The organism is Microbulbifer variabilis, assembly GCF_023716485.1.
GTDB classification, from domain to species: Bacteria; Pseudomonadota; Gammaproteobacteria; order Pseudomonadales; family Cellvibrionaceae; genus Microbulbifer; species Microbulbifer variabilis_B.
The window spans coordinates 1,979,817-1,999,849 of the sequence record NZ_CP092418.1; the positions used below are offsets into that span (position 1 = coordinate 1,979,817).

Below are 20,033 nucleotides of genomic sequence, written 5' to 3' on the forward strand. Positions count from 1 at the left end.
TCTTTTAAATAATGGTTTAAAAATTTATGGGTATCATTACATGGTCTTACAGGTGAAGGGTAATTTTCACCTTGAGGCATTTTTAAAATCATAGTGTTCATTAGCTGTTCATGCTGCTTTCCATATTCTTTCAGTGAACTTTAGGGAGATCCCCTGTTTCAACTTTATTCACCGGATGGAAGGAAGCATCTTATGACTGAGGCAGAGAAAAGACAGAGAGCAAGAAGTCGCTGGAGACATTTGCGTTCTACATTGAAAACGCTGGGGCTTTTAGGTCGCTCAAGGGGGGCAAAAATGGTAGCCACTCCTTATTGGCCGGAAGTTCATCATCCCAACCACCAGGCGACCCATGGCCGTAATGGCAATGTCCGCTATCTCTCCGACCGGGATAGGCAGAAACATCTGGCCACATTTACAGGAAACATGCTGGTTATTCCTCCGCAAAGAAGGTTTGAGCTGGGTATCCTGCAAAACACTGCGGGCAACATAATTTATGTTGTGGATTCACAGCGTAATTTCTATGTCGGAAGAAAAAATTTAGGTCATTTCCATCATTCCTCATTTCTGGCTGGTGGGTCGGTGTTGGGTGCAGGAACCATTGTGCTGGGCGCTGGTTATCAAATACTTGAGGTCAATAACCACAGTGGCCACTACAGGCCAGGTGCCCGGGAATTGAAGCGGGTGGCGCTTGCTATTAGTACGCTCGGTGGGGATTTGAATCAGATACCATTTCGTGTATCGGGGGCTGGGCCCGATGTTGTTTATGGTAATGGGTTGGCACTTCTCGACGCGGCGATCTAGTTGGTTTGGTTAGTGCTTAATAGGGGGAGCTGGGAAGGGCTTGGGTAGACCTCGGTTTTCTGTATATGAGATTTGTGAGGGGGTTCAGGCAAGGTATTTAATTGGGGAAATAGAAGAGGACAATGCCGGGGTAGAAGCAGTGTGCCCCTGCCTATGTGGACAGGGGCACACTCAGTTGAGTATCGACCTTAGAAGCGTCTGCGGAACATTGGCAGAGGTTGATCTACACCGGACTGGTAGCTGTCCCCAAAATCCTGTAGGGATTCTCTCAGGCTGGTGAGGGATTGGTTGCCTTCAAAAGCGTAGGCGTTAAAGCCACAGCGCTGCAGGTAAGTGAGCTGGTCGCGCATAAAGCCACCCACCGCACGCAGCTCTCCTTTAAAGCCAAAGCGCTCGCGCAGCATACGCCCGGCGGTAAAGCCACGGCCATCGGCAAATGCCGGGAAGTTAACTGCGATCAACGGAAAATTATTCGCCTCGTTGCCGATAAGCTCAGCACCTTCGTCACTGTCTATCCAGACCCCCACTTCTGCACTGCGTTCTGCCAGGGCCTCCCGATGGGCTAACCACTGGCGCAGCGGTAGGATTAGCTTGCCGGAGGGTAGGGTATTTGGATCAATGGTTTCCTCTTCCTCCAGTTGCGGTAGTAGCTGCCAATCATTGGCGCTGACCTCACCATTGAGAATTAGCTCGGAGGGGTTGCCCGGCTGTGGGCCCAGCTTAACTGGCTTTGGCATAGACTCTCTCCTTGAAGGGCTGCAGGCCGATGCGGTTATAGGTATCGATAAAGGGCTCTTCTGTCTGGCGCTGTTCGATGTAGAGATCGAGGATCTTGCCGATCACCCCGGTAACTTCTGCGCGAGAGAAGCTGGGGCCCAGCACCTTGCCCAGACTGGCTTCGTTGGAAGCACTGCCTCCCAGTTGTATCTGGTAGAACTCCTCGCCTTTCTTGTCCACACCGAGGATGCCGATATGGCCCACATGGTGGTGACCACAGGCATTCATACAGCCGGAAATGTTTAGATTCAGATCGCCCAGGTCGTAGAGGTAATCCATATCGTCGAATTGGCGCTGAATGGCTTCGGCGACAGGGATCGACTTGGCGTTGGCCAGGGAGCAGTAGTCGCCGCCGGGGCAGCAGATCATATCGGTGAGAGTGCCAATATTGGGTGTGGCAAAGCCGTGTTTGCGCGCCTGTTGCCACAGCTCGTACAGTTGGCCCTGTTCCACATCGGCCAATACTACGTTTTGGTCGTGGGTGGCACGGGCTTCGCCGAAACTGTAAGCATCGGCCAGATCGGCGATGGCCTCAAGCTGGCGGTCGGTGACATCACCAGGGGGCACACCCGTTGGCTTGGTGGAGAGCTTGATAGCGCGGTAACCCGGTACTCGGTGAGGGTAAGCATTGCGGTCCAGCCAGCGCGCAAAAGCCTTGTCGCTATCAGCCTGCTGCTGCAGGGCCGCCTCGCTGGCTGCACCATCAAAGCTCTTATAGTCAGGCTCGGTAAAGAAGGACTTGGCCCACTGCAGAGCTTCTGGGGTCAATTTCTCTACCCCGTCTTTAATGTGCTGCCACTCTTCTTCCACGCGGCGGCCAAATTCTTCGGGGCCTAGGGCTTTCACCAGAATCTTGATGCGCGCCTTGTATTTGTTATCGCGACGGCCCAGCTGGTTGTATACCCGTACAATCGCCTCCAGATAGGAGAGCAGATCTTCCTCCGGCAGGAAATCGCGGATGGTTTCGGCGATAACCGGCGTGCGGCCCTGACCGCCGCCGACAAGCACCTGGAAGCCAATCTCTTCGCCGCGCCTCACAATCTGCACACCGATATCGTGTACACGAATCGCAGCGCGGTCCTGCTCGGAACCGCTAACCGCGATTTTGAACTTGCGCGGCAGGAAAGCGAATTCCGGGTGGAAGGTGGACCATTGGCGGATTAGCTCGCAGTAGGGGCGGGGGTCGACAATCTCGTCGAGAGCGATGCCCGCATATGGGTCAGAAGTGGTGTTGCGGATACAGTTACCGCTGGTCTGTACAGCGTGCATCTCCACTTCAGCCAATTCGGCCAGAATAGCTGGGACATCTTCCAGCTGGGGCCAGTTGTACTGCAGGTTCTGGCGCGTGGTGAAGTGCGCGTACCCTTTATCGTAGTCTCGGCTGACGCGGGCGAGACGGCGCAGCTGGTTGCTGTTGAGCAGGCCGTAGGGCACGGCGATGCGCAACATGGGGGCCAGTCGCTGAATATAGAGGCCATTTTGCAGGCGCAGTGGCAGGAATTGTTCCTCACTCAACTCGCCGGCGAGGTAACGTTCCGTCTGGCCGCGGAACTGGGCAACGCGATCATTGATGATGGCGCGATCCCGGTCGTCGTATCGATACATAACAGCTTGATTCCATTGCCTTTGTGCGCGGATGGTGGAGAGAGGGGCAAGCCCCGGATGGTTCTCCGCTGGCGCCTAACATACCAGTACGCTTATGCAATAAATAACAATATTTTCCGCTATGTCTGTAACCAACAGTTATAAGAGGGGTACCACTGGCTTAGGAGAACCGGAAAGTAAGCGTCTTCTGTCCCCGTTGATCATATTTGATTGTGGTTGTACCTGTGGAGTATAGCGACAACGCTTTTCTGAGGGGTAGCTTGGGTAACTCGTGTGAAGCCAAGGAGCACCAATGGAGAGGGCAACATTGATGCTCACCTTTACGGTCTTCGATAATGGTCATGAGCTTGTTATGGAGGTTGCTGGTTTAAGAATCTCTGGGGGAGATGCTCAAGTATGTCGATTCTGGATTGCTGTAAGTCTGATCTTATTGGCCGGGTGGCTATAGCGGCTCTCGCAGGATTACATTCCTAGGAGTCCCCTCGTGTATTCTCAGCGAGGATGAATCCAGATATCGCTGACACCAAGAGGCTCGATTTGAGGTTGATGCAGCTGTACTGAGCTTATAAAGAGCGTAGATTGTGGGTGTAGCTTCGGCTCCGATAATGGAATTCTTGCAAGGTGGCAAAGAAATGGGGTTAGTTCTTCATTATTGGCGCCCCGTTAATGCTCTCAATTCACTTGCCAGGTTCAGATCACATTTGAATAACATTTGGTGAAGACAAGGGGGAAAGAATTCAGTTTTGGTTGGCACTGATTCCGGTTAGGCGTGGTCTCCGCAGGCTCACCGGCGTTAGAAAAAGCCCCGTCTAGGCTCCAGAAGGTTTCCCGGCCAGCATTGAGGTTTCCTCCGGAATTTAGCCTGAAAGAAAAGATGGATGCTCCACCCGAATCCTCTCATCCTTGCCCCTCTATAACGTGCCGCAAATTATTCCCTTTAATGCTATTATATTTGTACGTGTTATTCGTACCTTCATTTTAATAGCCATTCCCGCTAACCACGTAAAGGGGAGAGATGTGATCGGCTTGTTATTGTTGTAAGTCCAGCCTGATAAATCTTTCATGCTAGTTTTTTCTGTAGAATTTTTTCACTTTATGAATCCTGAAAAAGCTAAGAGCTATTTGCGCTGCGGAGTTTTGCGGAAAAATTATTTTTCACAGCCCTTATATAAACATAAATATGGCATGCGTAGGGCGGTATGCTCAAGATTTTCTTCTGGGGCACGTAAAGTTTTGAGGGCTTCACTCTTTCCGGGTAAGGCTGTTTATTTGTTGCCATACACCATTAATTATTCTTTTTACTTTGTAAGCTTGCCATGGGTGATTTTTCCCCGAAAATCAGTATTGCGTTATAGTTCTCGATTAGTCATCGAGAGATGTTTCCCTAGTAGCTTAGCAATTGTTTCCTAAGGGTGTCCGCAATCTGTAAAGCTGGTACCGTTCGTTTTCGCTCAATTGGTGGTAGCTTATTAGTTCTTTTCTCTAGGTTGGGAGGGGCGAATCAATCACCTGAGTCTCCCTTACCAATTGTACTTATTGTTTGAGATCAAGAAGCCATGAAGTGGTTTCTAGTATTTTAATTGGCCGGTATCTGAGATTTGTTAGAAGTTTTAAGTTTGGACTTTAGCCACAGATTAATATCTTTAACCACCTCTTTGCGCATGTTTCTCCCGTTGATATCCTTTAGTCCGTGGTCAAGTTCTTTGTATTTTCGGTATTCAATATTATCTTTTCCAAGATCTTCAAGGGTTAGCATCATTTTATCAACCATTTGAGGAGAAACAGATAAATCTCTCCCACCTTGAATAATTAGCAAAGGTATGTCGACGCTCATAAGAACTTCTTGTTGATCAATTGCGAGTGATTGATGCCACCAGTTATAGCTATGTTGGCTTGCTTCAAAGTCAAATTCTTCACTGTTAAGAATCTGAGCTGCAAAATTTTTAACTTCTTTAATACTCATTTCTGGATCTTCACTAACTGGGTGATTTGATGTAATACTGTGTATGAGGTCGTCAATAAACTTGCGGCCTCCTCCGTTAAAAGAGATGGTTGCATCAATATAATCAATCCTTGCTGTAGCTAAGTTGGCTATTACTGCGCCCTCGCTTCCTCCAAGTATTATATAATTTTGATATTTATAATCTTTTCTGACAGCATCTAAAACATCTTGAATGTCAGATACACGCTGTTCAGGGTTATCATTTTGGATGTACTGATCAGGGCAGTCAGCTCGCTCATCCTCTAGGCTGTAGCTTAATTTGCTGTCGATGCCGTACTTTTCAATTAGAAGGAGATCAGCTTCTGGCCATATGTTTTTATAATCGGTAAATATTGATTCTATTTTTAAAACACTATTACAGTCTGAGCCTTGAAGTATCAGTAGTAAAGTTTCACTTGGCTTGCTAGGTGATTGCTGAATTTGATAATAGGATATATTGGTGCCATCAGCTCTTTTAACTCTATGCTCATCAATGCTGTTGGCCTTAGCGGCACCGGCAAGAAAGATTATAAAAAATAATTTAAGGATAGTTTTCATATTGCGCCTCAGTAACTTATTCAAAAAGAATGCTCTTAGATCCTGTAAGGAGTCTTTCTTGACGTATTGATGCGGTAGTTTAATTGATTGCACCTTGGTGGTATGTATGTTCAAGTTAAAATTGATCCATCATGCTTTATGGTTTATTAATTCTAATAAGGTATATTTAGGAAAATCCTAGTGGCTAAATTTACGTTATATTTCCATGATAATAAGGTTGGCGCTTGTAATTTTTTAAGTTTTAGTGAGCATCCTAAAGTTGTCTGGGGGAAGATTAATTTGCTCTTTGATATGTTCTATTGATATTTCAATTTCCATAATAAGCCTGGCGAGTGAGTTTACACCGTAAGCATTTCTGGCTTAAGCTGTAATTGTTTGCTGGATTTAAATATTAACAGCCAGCCAAATTTCTCTAATATCTTTATGATCGCTGGACTCTTAGAGTTCGATTCTCGAGTAAGATTTAATTTTATCTGCTCGTGTGGCGCTATCTGTTGTACATGTATGGCTTCAAGTGAAAGCCCTTTCTTTATCTCACTTTCATATAAATATGGCGAACACCATCCCTTCCAAAAAAAATCACTAAAGGCCACATGTGATAGTGTTGGTATAGTTAAGGCGTATGTCAAAATGCTAGTTTGATATAAATGTTTATAGTTTTTCTGAACGGCAAGGAAGGGCAGGGTCTGCGCAGGCTCTCCTTGAAAATAAACAAATGTTGCTTCATCGTTATATGCTCCCTAATAGGAAGTTGTGTTTTATATTTTTTTACTCCTTGTTTGGAGTTGCTGTACTGCCAGCTAAAATGCCATCATCGATATTCAAATCAGTGCCAGTTATATATTTAGATTCTTCTGAGGCCAGATAAAGGGCTGCGTATGCAGCATCCTTTGGCTCTCCCATAACCCCAAGAGGTATTTCTTTAGAAATCCCTTCTATTGCTGTTTCACGCTCACTGCCTTGCCCTAGCATTGCATCCCACATGGGGGTCAGAATTGCCCCAGAGTGAATAGAGTTGCACCATTTAATTTATAACTGAGGTCTATGTTTCGGAAAGGTAATTTCCTTTTTAATAGGTTTTATATTTTACTTCTTGTAAATCTTATTAGTAGGGGATAAAACTTGCAATACATTCGTTCTATCGCGAACAGATTTATTTGTGCATCACTAAAAGATGCACCAAAATCTCTCAATCTATAGAAAAATTGCTTGCGCACCGGTGAAGTTGATCTCACTTGCGAAGTGCTAGTGGTACAGCAGTGCATTTTGAAATAGTTTTCGGTACTGTATCTTCGGCAGAAGGGTGGGTAAGTTGGAGTATAACTGCTCTAAGTAAGCACACAGATTCCAAGCGTTTGAGCAAAACACTTTCGTTCGGTAAAAAGGCTTCTTTACCTTTCAGGTCCGTGCCAGTAACCATGTATAGAGTTGCAGTAGCTGCTAAATACGATTGCTATGGGTATTGTTATGGTTGATGAAGTTCCGCCACCGGTCATTGTGAAGGTGTCGAACTGTAAGGCTATCGTCACCCATGTGTTAGTTTCCAATTATATTGGCATCTTACCCAGGGAGTTTTGCGTGAGCGAATCCGGCTTGGAGATCTATACTATTCCTCTGTAGGTGAGCTCTTCATTCAGTGGTAGTACCTCGGCGCTCAGAGTGCTCAGTAGTTTCGGTATTAATGACTCTCAGGGAGGGGCGGGTATCAGTAGTGGCTCCCCTCGCTGGACGAATTACTCCTGCGATACTCTCGTACACAACCAGAGATGCCTTCGGTCACATAATGATTCGTTTCGATTACATAGGCTTCAATTCCTATAGCCAACTGAGCATTCTTCGGAATTTTAGCCGTTGGTTCTTCAATATGTACCCGCTTGTAAATGTATCGAGTTTAAGGGCAAGTAAGTGGCCAATGGTGAGGGCTACTTGCGCGGTGTAGTAACAGCCTGCAACGTACTCGGTTATAAAGTGGGTGTGCTCGGTGTAACCGCCCCCGCAGGCAGTGGTTACTATTATCGGGTTAAGTGCATGAACCTGTGTGGCCGGGTGGAAGAAGTCCTGCTTGCCAATGATCTCACTACTACAATCCACAAGATTACTGCCTCTGCAGTATGTCTCGCGGAGTTCAACCCCGGTGTGGGTCAAGTGTAGAATTTGCATTACGACTAGAATGCCATCGGCAACCTGCTCTCTAAAACTGGCCTCAATGGTGATGGTAGCAATCGTAAGGACCTGAAAGAACATTTTGAAGTGCGGGGGCCTCAATCGCAGCGTTAGGCGCACCCCTATCAGGTCGGCGGTCAAGCTACCACCAAGAAGATTCGCTACAATGATGACGGCAATATCACCTATAAAACTGGCGTTGGTGGCCATGAATATAATGCCTCACGTCCCCATCCATGCGGTAACCAAAGCCGCAATATCATCTCTCAGTACGATACCAACGGCAACATGTGTGGCGACTCGGGCAGCCGTACGCTGGACTACATAATTCTAGCTTGGTGACTAAGAGCGGCCACGATACACACCTTACTTTCGGGCCAGACCGCAGCCGCTCCAGGCGTGTCGACGACAATAGCAAAGGTGCTGTAACCACCCTGCAGATCGACAGGGTAGCGAAAGCGACAGAGTGCAGCACCTCCGGTGCCACTATCAAGAGCTTTTATCGCCGTAATATCACAGGGATTGCTATCAAGTGTATCGAGCTGAATGCATCCGATGAAGCCGCCAGTACATAGAATGAGCGCAAAGATCTCTAAGGCTCCTTGAATCTCATCACCGATCGTTCAGGCATGTTGACAAAGATACTGCTGGTAACAAACTAGTTTAAAGAATTGATGGCCCAAACGGGTACCAGAATACCCTGATTAGGAAATTGAAAAGATTTAATTTCCGTGCTTATGAAGATGAACAGCTTCACTCTGTATAACAACTCCCTTATCTCCCATATTGAGATCGCTCATTTTTATTTGAGTAATAATTGCACATAAGAAGTATGGCTGTGTAATTTGGATTGAAGCGAAAACTTAAATTAACTTCATAAAAGGAAATGTTATGTCATTACCAAAAGATATAGAGGAGATGGGAGCCGCTGTTCATTCTGTTGGTGATTTTGATTTGCACTATCAAAATCCAAAGCCCCATGAAAATGGTAGCCGTTCTATTTTGACGATGAATGTATCGGTATATCTTGAGCTCGGTTATCAGTCTAAGCACGATAAAATAGTGCATGGATATTGCAGTAAAAACGATATACAACAAAGAAATACCGATGGAAGCCAGATTTATTATAAGGATAACCCTAGTGCAGATAAAGTGCTGAGTACCTTTTACAAGGCGCGTGCAGAGACTGCTGCAGTGATAGTAAAAGATTACTTTGTTAATCAGTGGTTAAAAGGACAGACACTTCAAGAAAATAAGAAGATGTTCCCCTCTGTACAAAAAAATGAGCAAGACGATGGTTATCACTATGATGTTACATGTTACTACACTCCGGATACCACCTATGTAGTATTTCATTGTCATCCGCCGAAAGATATCAGGGTCGCACTCTAATTATAGTTAAGTGAATTACAGTCTTAAGTAATGAAGTTCTGCTGTTGAAAATTATGAAATAGACAATGTGGCCTTCAAGAGAGAGGTTCTCTTGGGGGCTGTATTGTGAATATTTCTAAGAGTAATGTAAGTATTGTACAGGTGTGCAATTTATAGATGATATTGGTCGTTTTGTGAGTTTTTGCAGATGAAGTTGTAATAGTTTGTGGCCATGAGTGTAAGGGTCGCTCAGCTGATATCTTGAAGTTGCACTTTTAATATGGGTTGTATTTTTGTAAGCCTTGCCCTTTGCATTTTTAGGTGTTTATTGATGTCGTTTTTTTTGGTTTAACTATTCCGCCTAAATGTTGGTTGGATGGGACTTATGCCGGTAAAGGCTTTAGTGTAGGGGCTAATCACGCACTTTTAGAGTGGAAATTTATTTTCTGTGTAAGCTTGATTTGTTTGATCTGAAATTTAATTGATGTGGATCAAGGTATTTTATTCTCGGGTGTTTTTTGGTTGGTTTTTGTGAGGATTTTTGGTGGCTAAATAGAGTTTCTAAATCTGAACGATGGTTTCAATTGGAGTATAAAGACAGTTTGTGCATTTTAGTAAGGCGCATAATTTCCCTTTGGAAAGCTTATACGATAGACTCCGCGACCTGTTTTTGAGGTGGAAGCCTCGTAGTTAATTACATCGGAGTTCAGTGTGTCCAGGGATTGGAAGGCTATTTTTAGCATTTTTACATTTGTATTTTTTTACTTTTCTTTCTCTGGTCTTGCCTTGGCTGGAGTCATATCCGGAACAACCAATAGTTCCACGGGAACTGTCAAGCTTACTTACTCTAAGATTTCTCCTGCCTCAAAGGCTGAGTTTAGAATTTATAAGAGTGGTTCGCTCTATCGAACCTATAGCGTAAGTCCTAGCGGAGGAACAAAGACTTATAACTTAGGGACTGGAACTTATCGTTTTGATTTGTGGGCTGGGAATGAATGTCTACAATGGGGTCGCAATGGGCACTGCTATGAACCGGGTTTTTTCTTTAAAAGAGGTAGCCATACGGTCAAGGTAAGTATTGCTGGACCAGGCGCTGTTACTTTACCTAAAACTAGCAAAACTGGCGGGTTTAAGGTTAGTTGGGGTAAAGCATCAAAAACTCCAGGTAAGTACATATTGTGGGAGCGAAAGAACGGAGGAGCCTGGAGTGATATTTACTCCGGTGGGGGGCTTTCAAAGACATTGGCTGGTCGATCAACGGGTAAATATGAATATAGAGTGCAAGCATGCTTTACTGCGTGTAGCAGCTATGTGTACTCTCAGGCAATAACCGTTGCTAGAACACCGACCTCGGTTACTGTCCCCTCTAAAAGTACAAATGGGAGTGTTGCAATCTCATGGAATGCGGGTTCTGGTGCGTCAAAATATATACTGCAAGAGAAGAAAAACAGTGGCTCATGGGTCGAAGTATATAAGGGAAATCTCACTAAAAAGACGCTGACAGGTAGGGGAACCGGTATCTATAGCTATAGGGTTGCCGTGATTCAAGGGAGTTTGACAAGCTCGTATAAAACTTCATCAAATGTCACTGTTTCCCGGGCTCCAGGTGTTCCTAAGAATCTTGTTGTTCCCGGTAATGATTCTAACGGGGTTTACAAGATCAGCTGGGACTCGGTATCTGGCGCCTCTAGGTATAAAGTTGAACAGACGGGTGATGCTACAGGGAGCTGGAGCCAAACAGGATTAAGTAAAACATTCACTAAAACAAAAAACGGTAGTTATTCCTATCGTGTGAGGGCATGTAAAACATATAATAAGGTTGAGTCCTGTAGTGGATGGACAAGCAAAAAGACAATTAATCTAAAGTTGCCCAACATTGCATTGCAATCAGTATCCAAGTCTGGAAAGGTAACTTTAGTTTTTAACACTGATTGGCCAAGGGCCGAGCGCTGTGAGTTAAAGCGAGATAATGTCAAAGTTAGCAGTGCTAAATTCAGTTCTGGGGCAATATTCTCTGAGACTTTGAGTGCTAGTGGGACCTACAGCTATCGATATTCATGCCAAACGTGTTTATTAGGTAGCTTTCCTAACTGCCCGGAGCCTGATTTTGCCGGTTATGCATCAGTTTCAGCTACGGTAGTCATTGTTCCCAATAAGGCTACTCTCTCGATAAAAAATAATAAATCTTACAATGGTAATGCCAGTTTAAAATCCCATAGTACTGGGCCGATCAGCTCCGTACGTTGGCAGAAGCGAAAAAAAGGCACTGTTTGGCCCTCTGATAGCTCTTACAGCACAGCTGGAGCAGTAGATTTTACTGCTACAGGTTTAACAGATGGAAGCTGGGAGTTCCGTAGTAAAAACTGTAACTCTTCAGGTTGCAGCGTTAGTTGGAGCGCTACAGTAGGCATTACTGTTTGGAATCAGCCTCTTCCGTCTGCCCCCGTTTTGGACTCTATAGCCAATAGCTCTAACGGCAGTATAAGTTTGAATTGGAGTGATCGCTCCAATGAGTTTGTATATCAGTACAAAATTTATGAAGGAGGTAAATTTTTAAAAACTGTTTCTACTAGTTCCACTTCTCCATCCAAGGTTACAGGTACACAATTGAAGCGGAATGATGGTGTTTATAAATATCATCTTGTAGCTTGTAACTTGAGGGGGTGTTCGGGAACGGGTAACTCTAAGTCTGTTATTGTGGCTAAAAAACCGGGTAAGCCTAATAGTTTAAATTTATCTCCGCTTTTCTCCCGAACGGGAAGTGTTGACCTGAATTGGGGAAGTAGCAGTGGCAACTTGGTTCGTTATGAAATTTTTTCAGGTACAGCCACTTCCGTGGATGGAACTGTTTCTTGGAATAACTCTACAGTAATCAAACATACAAACCTGGATAATCTGTCTAAGTCTTTTAGTCTTGATGGTGGATTCTTTGCTTATAAAATCCGTGCCTGTAATCAGGTTTCCAGTTTTTCTAGTTGCTCTGCTACAGCAGTAACAGAAGTTGTGCAGGTAGAGCTTTCATCTCCTCCTGTTTCCGTAGATACACCACCACACAAGGCTACTGCCCTAGCGAATACTGATCCCGCAGTATTGGCCTCAGATCGTGTAGGTATTGTGCCTGGAGAGTTTCGTGTCAGTGAGTCTGGTGCGGCCACCTATAGCCTACCGATTCCAGTTGGTCCCTCATCGGGCAGTAGTGTGCCTAGCGTTAGTGTTAGCTATAGTAGTTCTGGGGGGCATGGTCCACTGGGTGTTGGTTGGGGCATTAGTGGGCTCTCAGCAATAACCGCTTGTCGAAAATCTTTTGAAGAAGATGGAGTGAATGGCAGCCAGTTTGATAGATTCTGTCTCGATGGCCTGCGCCTAAAGTTAGTCTCATCTGGCCAATACGGTGGTATTGGCACTCAATATAGAACATCCCTGGATTCTTTTGTCAGGGTCAAGGTGGTATCGACTGGCGTCGGTAGTAAAAAAGGCTTTGAGGTCTATCGTAAGGATGGGTCCATTTCTTACTATGGCCTAACAGATGATTCTCAGAGTACCAATGCCTGGTATATCAACAAGCAAGCAGACAGTGTCGGCAATCGAATTGAATACTCCTATCTTAAAGATAGTAATGTTGGCGAACACCTCATTGAGTACATTGATTATTCGGGTGGAAGTAATGATATTCTCGTTAACCGAATAGAGTTTAACTACGATACTAATCGTTCAGATAAACGCTATGGCTATCGTTTTGGACAAAAGTCCGCTTCGACGAGACGATTGACCTCAATCATCTCTACGGCAGAGTCCGAGGAAATACGGCGCTATAAGTTTTCCTATAAAAAGAGTGGGACAGGTCGATTATTGCTCGAAGAAGTAGAGGAATGTGTAAAGAGTAATTGTCGTAAACCAACGGTATTTACCTATTCAAAGTCTGATGGTGCTGGTCTAGTTAAAGGGCTTGCGAATCCCAATATTTTTCACTCTGGGTTTGAAGGTGGTAAATATGGCGATGTAAATGGTGATGGACTTACAGACTTTGTATTTATTCGCTACGACGGTAGTCATGGAAAACGCTATATTCGAGTTGCTTTAGGCACGAAGCAAGGGTCGCTTGCCATTCAGCCTGGGCAAATGCGAATTCGTTCCAATGAGCGTGAGGAATGGCACCTCTTAGACTACAACAACGATGGTAAAGATGATTTACTGCATGCGCCAATTTCCGACAGTTCTACATATTGGGAAGTCAATTACTCTAATGGATCTGGGTTTAGTGTAACTGATACTCCTACAGCAATTACTTTCCAAAAAGGTCAGTTGGGTAAAATGCATGATTTTAATGCAGATGGTTTGCCCGACTATATCTATTTTACTGGGGGTAACGCTGATCATTTCAGGAGTCAATCACCTAACCTTAAAATCAGGGAGCTGCAGCGCAGCAGCTCGGGCAAGTTATCATTCAAAAATAGTGAAGTAGTAAGAAGTTTGTCTCTTCCCAGTTCTACCCCGCCTGGGGGAAGAACTGGCTTATATATAAATCGAACTAATGTGAATGTGCGCGATAAAGATATCGTGGCTGATTTCAATGGTGACGGAATTGCAGACTTAACTGCGATTGTGTCAACTAACTGGCGTTGTACCGAGCCATCTATCGATTGTTATAATGATATTACTTCAAGGACCGATTATCATTTTGTTGTGTTGATGTCCAATGTTAATGGTGGGCATTCTACTGTTTTTTCAAGGCAAATATTTAATAGTGGTGGGTCCACTGAGCACATGGTGAGTGATCTCAATGGTGATGGCTTACCTGATTTACTCTTTAGGGGCAGCAATAAAAGTGCCTGGAGTGTTTATCACTTTAATGGGGTTAAATTTATAACCGCAAAAGCTCTACCAGCCATCGTAGATGACAATATTCAGTTATATGACTGGGATATGGATGGCCTGGTCGACATTCTTTACCCGAACGCTAACGATAAAATAAATAACGAATACCAGTATTTATATGTGCTCCCCAATAAATCAAATGGCTTTGGTACAGGAGTCAAGACTGGGTTAATACTTGGCGTAGATAAGAGTGACCACAGTCACTATATTATGGATGTGACTGGGGATGGTCGCCCTGAAATCGTTGAAAAATGCGCTAACCGTGATGAAAAAGAAAACCACTGTGATGATATGCGCACCCGCTCAGGGTTCTTTAGTGGTTCTGGTTTTACAGATAAGTATGTGCGTATCCTCAAACCTAAGCATGGTAATAAACCAGTTGATATTCTTGAATCTGTTGAGAATGGTTTCGGCGTTAGAACAGAAATTCAATATGCACGCCTAAATGACGACAGTGCTAATATTTATAATCGCAAGAAGGGCTCCTTCAAGCTAAATTATGGGCGCGGTTCACCCGTTTTTGACTTGTATTCACCGATGTACGTGGTGAAGAAAGTGATTTCTGATGCGCCGGCGGCGAATGACAATAACAATACTGTAGAGGCTCATTACCACTATGCAGGTGCGCGTATGCAGAGTGGTGGGCGCGGTTTCCTCGGTTTTGAGTCGGTTACTACTTATGACCCTCAAAACAAGGTGAAGATAACAACCCGGTATCGCCAAGACTACCCTTACATAGGGATGCCTTCACAAACGGCTAAGGTAATAGAGCCCAATGCCAGCAATATCAAAACTCCGGCTTCCTGTAGTGAATCCAGCCTTAAGCTGATTAGCTGTTCTATTAATACGCTTAAATCGGTTGAGCCGGTATCCGGTAAAACCGTAATGCCCTATATCAGCCAAGCGCAGGATAAGTCCTATAGCTTGGATGGACATTATCTGGGCAAGGTGGTGACTACCACTAATTACACGGCTGATGTTGATATCAAGTATGGCAATGTCAGCTCTGTGGTGGTTAAAAATTATGATGCTTCAAATAACCTTGTTCAGAGCAAAACCACAAGTAACAAATATAATAATGTGGTTAGCAGCAGCCGTTGGCATTTGGCGCGACTGAGTGAGAGTAGCGTCACTACTCAGAGGCAAGGTAGCTTGGCTGCACCACAGATCAAGCGCACTGTACATTTTGGTTATGACGGCCAGACCGGCCTTTTAACTGATGAATGGGTAGCCAAAGGTAGCGTAGAAGAATTGCACACCCGTTACGAACACGATCGCTTTGGTAATCGTATTGCAGCTACTGTGACCGATGCGCTTGGTCAAAGCCGTACTAGTCATACGGGTTATGACAGCTATGGGCGCTTTCCGACCAGTAAGACTAATGCGCTTAGTCAAACGGTAGAGCAGTATTTGGGAATGGATGCCTTTGGCCAACCAAGTAAAGTATTTGATATTAGTGGGGTGGCCACCACTTATGCCTACTCTCAATTTGGTACTCGCTACTTTGAGCATCATGAGACAGGTAGTCATAGCACGACCCTGAGTACATTCTGCGCTGACAGCGGTGGCTGCCCTACGGTCGCTGGTATACCGGCGCATTTTAAGGTGACTACTACCGGTATCGATAAAACAAAAACGGTAATGTACCACGATCGTCTGGGCCGGGAGATCCGCAAACAAACTCAGGACTTTCATGGTAAATCTGTATTTGTAGATACCCAGTACGATGTGCAGTCCCGTGTTAAAAAGATTTCCGATCCCTATAAAAGCGGTAGCTCTCCGCGTTGGACCTCTTACTCCTACGATATTCTAGGACGCACCACCAAAGTGGATGCACCCAGTGGCCAATGTGATAGCACCATTACCTACAATGGTCTGAGAGAAACTACTAAAAATTGTGCACAGCAAACTAAGGTTACCCAGAAAAATGTGCTCGGTGAGCTGGCCCAAGTCACTGATAACATCGGAGGAAAACTTAAGTATGAATATTTTGCTGATGGCAACCTCCGACATGTTCGTGTATTGAATAGCGGAGGCGGCGAAACTTCAGTAACCAGTATTGAATACGATAATCTGGGTCGTAAGAAACGCTTGGTAGATCCGGATAAGGGCACATGGACCTACGGCTATAACGGTTTTGGCGAGTTGGCTTGGCAGAAGGATGCCAAGGGGCAGGGTACCACCATGACCTATGATGCCCTTGGCCGTATGGTGACTCGAGCCGATTACACTAGTTTCAATTCCAGTAGCCAAACAGGCAAGCTACAGAACTTTAGCCGTTGGTACTACGACCAGGATCCTGGTTGTAATTCCAAATACCGATTCGATGGTAAACTGGTGGCCGTGGCACAAGCTTCCGTAGTTATTAACGGTAGCTGTAATACAAATATGGAGGACATTAGCTTCCTTAAGTTAATGCACTACGATATCTACGGTCGCCTGGGTGAAACTACGACGGTGCTGGGTGTACTTGATGGCGAAGGAGATTTTTATGAGAAGGTCACCTATGACAAATACAGCCGTGTCAAGCGTAGCTTTGACGCCAGTAATCAGCAGGTAGCTCGCCAACAAAATTACCTATATGGCATGGAAACTGTTTATAACAGCTATGGGTATAAGGTGGGTGTGCGGGATGTGAAGGCTCCTGCCGGGCAGGGTTACTACTACCGTGTGAAGCGCATGAACCTGCGCGGACAGGTAGAAGAAGTATTGTTGGGTAATGGCCTCACAACCACTTATGAGTATCACCCACAGCACTATCGCCTCACCAGTATCCTCACAGATATTAATCCTGGGGTAGGTCAAGTGCAGAATCTGCATTACGACTGGAATGCTATCGGCAACCTTTTGTCTAAAACCGATCTCAGTGGAGATGGTAGTTACAGCAAGGATCTACAGGAAAGTTTTGAGTACGATGGCCTGAACCGCCTGCGCTATGCACGGCTCTATAGTGGCGGTAGCGAAGCTAGCGTGCAGGAAGTGCGTTACAACGATGCCGGAAACATCAGATTTAAAAGTGGGGTTGGAAATTATAGTTACGATAGTGCTCGACCTCATGCTGTGACAAAAGCTGGAAGCCTTAGTTATGAATACGATGAAAATGGCAACATGGTGCGAGGTTCAAATAACCGCATAAGGGAATATACGGTATTTGATAAGCCAAGTTTACTCACCAAAGATAGTCATAAAACCCGCCTTTATTATGGTCCCGACCGTAGTCGCTTCAAGCGTGTGGACGACAATGGCAAAGGTACTGTGACTACCTTGCAGATCGGCAGCGTCGAGAAAGTGATTGAGCGCAGTACTTCCGGTGCCCATATAAAGAGCTTCTATCGCCGCAATATTGCGGGGGTCGCTGTTGAGCGAGTACAACTAAATGCATCGGATGAAATTGCCGGTACTAGCACTCAGTATTTACACAAAGACCTACAGGGCTCCCTGGATGTCATTACTGATAGTAAGGGGCAGGTTGCAGAAGATGCTGCAGGTAACAAGTTGCTATACAGCTTTGATGCCTGGGGCAAACGCCGCAACCCGTTGAACTGGGAGCGTATCGGTTCTGGCCCCTCGAATACGGTTAAGACTTTAAACGTTGGTGCTTTTAATCATTTAAGTAGTAACCGTGGTTACACAGGTCATGAAATGATGGATGAGGTGGGCCTTATTCATATGAATGGTCGGGTGTACGATCCCAACCTGTCACGCTTCTTAACAGCGGATCCGATCATTGATGGTATTACTTCTGTCCAAGGCTACAATCGTTATGCCTATGTGCACAATAATCCGCTGACTTATACGGATCCTTCTGGGTATAGTTCCTGGAATAAGTGGAGAGACTCTGTAGTAAAGCCGGTGGTCGCAGTTGTGATCGCAATCTATACCGGTGGCCAAGCCCTAGCAGCACTGAATACTGCTCAGGGATTAACTGCGGCTGCAGCTGCCTCTGCAGCTCAGGGAATGACAGCCAATGCATTTATGTATTTAACTGCAGCTAACAGTGCAATGGCATCTGCAGTTGGTTGGGCTGCAATTGGTGGTGCGATTGCAGGTGGTCTTAATGGTGGAGCAAGGGGGGCGTTTGTCGGAGCCTTTACCTCTGTTGCCTCCATGGGAATTGGTCAGGCATTTCAAGCTGGGCGCTCTATAGGTCATACTGCAGCAAACATTACTTCTCATGCATTAATGGGTGGTGTTGGTGCGACCCTTGGAGGAGGGAAGTTTGCTCATGGCTTCCTCAGTGCGGGCTTTAATGGAATCGCCAAGCTTGGGGTGTCCATGATACCGGGAGAGGGCTTTAGTCCTTTGCGAGTATCAGCAATGGCTGTTGTCGGTGGAACAATTTCTAATACAACGGGTGGTAAATTTGTGAATGGAGCTGTAACTGGAGCTATTCAGCAGGCCTTCAATGGGGAGTTTAGCCGTGATAACCACAGGTTTTGGAAGGTAAAATTAGAAAAATCTTTGATGGTGGATGGAGAAATACCTAAGTCTTGTAGTTGGATGGCAGTTTGTAATGCTACATTTTTAGAAGATTCACTTCATGTTGAGCCGGATGGAAGTATTGGGCCTTTATCAGATGGAGAAAATACTAAGTTAGGGGTTTTTGCCTGTGGAATCAGTTCTTGTTCCTCTGAGGCAGAGATTGAGGTTCATTTCTTGAGAGCAATGGTTACAAAGTTCCAAATTGAAAGAAAGGGAGTAAATCCGTCCTTAGTACTTTATGGGCAAAATGATGTGAGGATTTCGTTGAATCAAACAGGTGTAAGATATGAACCCTTTGTTGTGACAGATTTTAATTATCATAAGTTCAATCATTTTAGCGGTCAGCTTGGGTTGGGAGATATGTTGAATGAACTTGCGAATGACTAAACTTGCAATTTTTCTCTGGGTGATCTCGATTTCTTTTTCTTGCGAAGGGCAAGTGATAGATCGGGAAAGTAAATATGAAAATTTGGAGTTGTCGACTTGCCATAAAATTGGCTGTTTGTTTCGCACTACTCCTGCTGATATGGCGGGTTCATATCTTTGGGTTGAATCTTTTTTTCCTATGCGGATAGATGGTGTAGGTAAATTAAATCGTATATATGTTGGTCAGGGGGTTGGAGATATTGAGGTTTTGAGGGTGCCTATCGAAGGGTATATTTCTGGTAGTGATAAATCCCAGTATATTTCGGGTTTTAGAGTAAAAAAGAATAGTTTAAAGCAAGTTTTCATGGTGGTTGTTTATGGAGCTGAAGATGGCCATGCAAAGCAGTTTAAGATCGAAGGTTTTCAATCTTTACTTTAACTATGTATAAGGGCTATATGTTAATAAGGGCGGGTCAGATAAGATTGATTCGTAGTAAAGTTGAATTCTGGTTTTAACCAATTTCCTGAGCTGTTCTTTTAGAGCCCTTTCAGGTTAGTCTGAGAGGGCTCTTTTATCTGTGTTCGAATTTGCTTGAATCTGATGCCAAGATTATATATGAGGAGGTTGTTTTGCTCATGCCGGCATCTAGCTTGCCACCAAAGGGCTAATCGGAAATGTTGTCTAAAAATCAGTGCTGGTAGCTAAGAGTATTTTGGTTCAGATTTTAGATGTACCCCCTGGATGAGCCAAGTTAATCTGAGTGATATATTGATATATATTGATATATATTGGAGGTCTGATATGGATTTCCAAATAGGGTATACGCAGCATTTCCGATTTAGATGATTTTCGGTTTAGTATGGAAATTGCCGGTGCGTTGGCGAATATAGTTAGCGCCCTCAGCGTGGGAGCCTGTAATAACCCAAATTGCAATTGCATTAATATCGGTCATTAAATGCTGGGTAAGACAGACCTTGTCCCTATAAATGGACGGATCTACAATCCAGCCCCGGCCCACCTTGCAACTGCAGACTCAATTTGCTCTACTTGATA

At 44.9% G+C, this 20,033-nt stretch carries 10 protein-coding genes; 6 read left to right on the top strand and 4 right to left on the bottom strand.

Annotation, left to right across the window (positions count from 1 at the left end; all coding sequences use genetic code 11):
• The first annotated feature begins 192 nt into the window (after positions 1–192).
• Positions 193–801 (top strand): hypothetical protein, encoded by a 609-nt coding sequence (locus tag MJO52_RS08905; protein WP_252085585.1) that lies wholly within the window; start codon positions 193–195, stop codon positions 799–801.
• A gap of 188 nt (positions 802–989) precedes the next feature.
• On the opposite strand, the gene MJO52_RS08910 is transcribed toward MJO52_RS08905, so the two are convergent.
• The 4 genes from MJO52_RS08910 to MJO52_RS08925 all read right to left on the bottom strand — a co-directional run bounded on the left by MJO52_RS08910 (position 990) and on the right by MJO52_RS08925 (position 6,751).
• A complete protein-coding gene (locus MJO52_RS08910) occupies positions 990–1,538 on the bottom strand; it encodes a DUF934 domain-containing protein (protein WP_252085586.1) in 549 nt (182 codons plus the stop codon).
• Complete coding sequence (locus MJO52_RS08915) at positions 1,522–3,183, bottom strand: nitrite/sulfite reductase (RefSeq protein WP_252085587.1); 1,662 nt, start codon at positions 3,181–3,183, stop codon at positions 1,522–1,524. Before MJO52_RS08915 ends, MJO52_RS08910 begins: the two co-directional genes overlap by 17 nt.
• Before the next feature lie 1,576 nt (positions 3,184–4,759).
• On the bottom strand, positions 4,760–5,722 hold the full coding sequence (locus MJO52_RS08920) for an alpha/beta hydrolase family protein (protein WP_252085588.1): 963 nt from the start codon (positions 5,720–5,722) through the stop codon (positions 4,760–4,762).
• 768 nt (positions 5,723–6,490) lie between these two features.
• Positions 6,491–6,751, bottom strand: coding sequence for an SDR family oxidoreductase (locus tag MJO52_RS08925; RefSeq protein WP_353505482.1), 261 nt, complete (start codon positions 6,749–6,751; stop codon positions 6,491–6,493).
• Between the two features lie 876 nt (positions 6,752–7,627).
• Here MJO52_RS08925 and MJO52_RS08930 point away from each other — a divergent pair.
• The 5 genes from MJO52_RS08930 to MJO52_RS08950 all read left to right on the top strand — a co-directional run bounded on the left by MJO52_RS08930 (position 7,628) and on the right by MJO52_RS08950 (position 19,418).
• On the top strand, positions 7,628–7,873 hold the full coding sequence (locus MJO52_RS08930) for a hypothetical protein (RefSeq protein WP_252085590.1): 246 nt from the start codon (positions 7,628–7,630) through the stop codon (positions 7,871–7,873).
• A gap of 347 nt (positions 7,874–8,220) precedes the next feature.
• Complete coding sequence (locus MJO52_RS08935; protein WP_252085591.1) at positions 8,221–8,460, top strand: hypothetical protein; 240 nt, start codon at positions 8,221–8,223, stop codon at positions 8,458–8,460.
• Positions 8,461–8,776: 316 nt separating this feature from the next.
• Positions 8,777–9,277, top strand: a complete 501-nt coding sequence (locus MJO52_RS08940) for a hypothetical protein (protein ID WP_252085592.1) — start codon at positions 8,777–8,779, stop codon at positions 9,275–9,277.
• A gap of 690 nt (positions 9,278–9,967) precedes the next feature.
• Positions 9,968–19,000, top strand: a complete 9,033-nt coding sequence (locus MJO52_RS08945; protein WP_252085593.1) for an RHS repeat-associated core domain-containing protein — start codon at positions 9,968–9,970, stop codon at positions 18,998–19,000.
• Positions 18,993–19,418 (top strand): hypothetical protein, encoded by a 426-nt coding sequence (locus MJO52_RS08950; RefSeq protein ID WP_252085594.1) that lies wholly within the window; start codon positions 18,993–18,995, stop codon positions 19,416–19,418. Before MJO52_RS08945 ends, MJO52_RS08950 begins: the two co-directional genes overlap by 8 nt.
• The last annotated feature ends 615 nt before the right edge of the window (positions 19,419–20,033 follow it).

Excerpts from the sequence above, each read along its gene's own strand:
- MJO52_RS08905 (WP_252085585.1), top strand. The coding sequence starts at position 193 with ATGACTGAGGCAGAGAAAAGACAGAGAGCAAGAAGTCGCTGGAGACAT.
- MJO52_RS08910 (WP_252085586.1), bottom strand. The coding sequence starts at position 1,538 with ATGCCAAAGCCAGTTAAGCTGGGCCCACAGCCGGGCAACCCCTCCGAG.
- MJO52_RS08915 (WP_252085587.1), bottom strand. The coding sequence starts at position 3,183 with ATGTATCGATACGACGACCGGGATCGCGCCATCATCAATGATCGCGTT.
- MJO52_RS08920 (WP_252085588.1), bottom strand. The coding sequence starts at position 5,722 with ATGAAAACTATCCTTAAATTATTTTTTATAATCTTTCTTGCCGGTGCC.
- MJO52_RS08940 (WP_252085592.1), top strand. The coding sequence starts at position 8,777 with ATGTCATTACCAAAAGATATAGAGGAGATGGGAGCCGCTGTTCATTCT.
- MJO52_RS08950 (WP_252085594.1), top strand. The coding sequence starts at position 18,993 with ATGACTAAACTTGCAATTTTTCTCTGGGTGATCTCGATTTCTTTTTCT.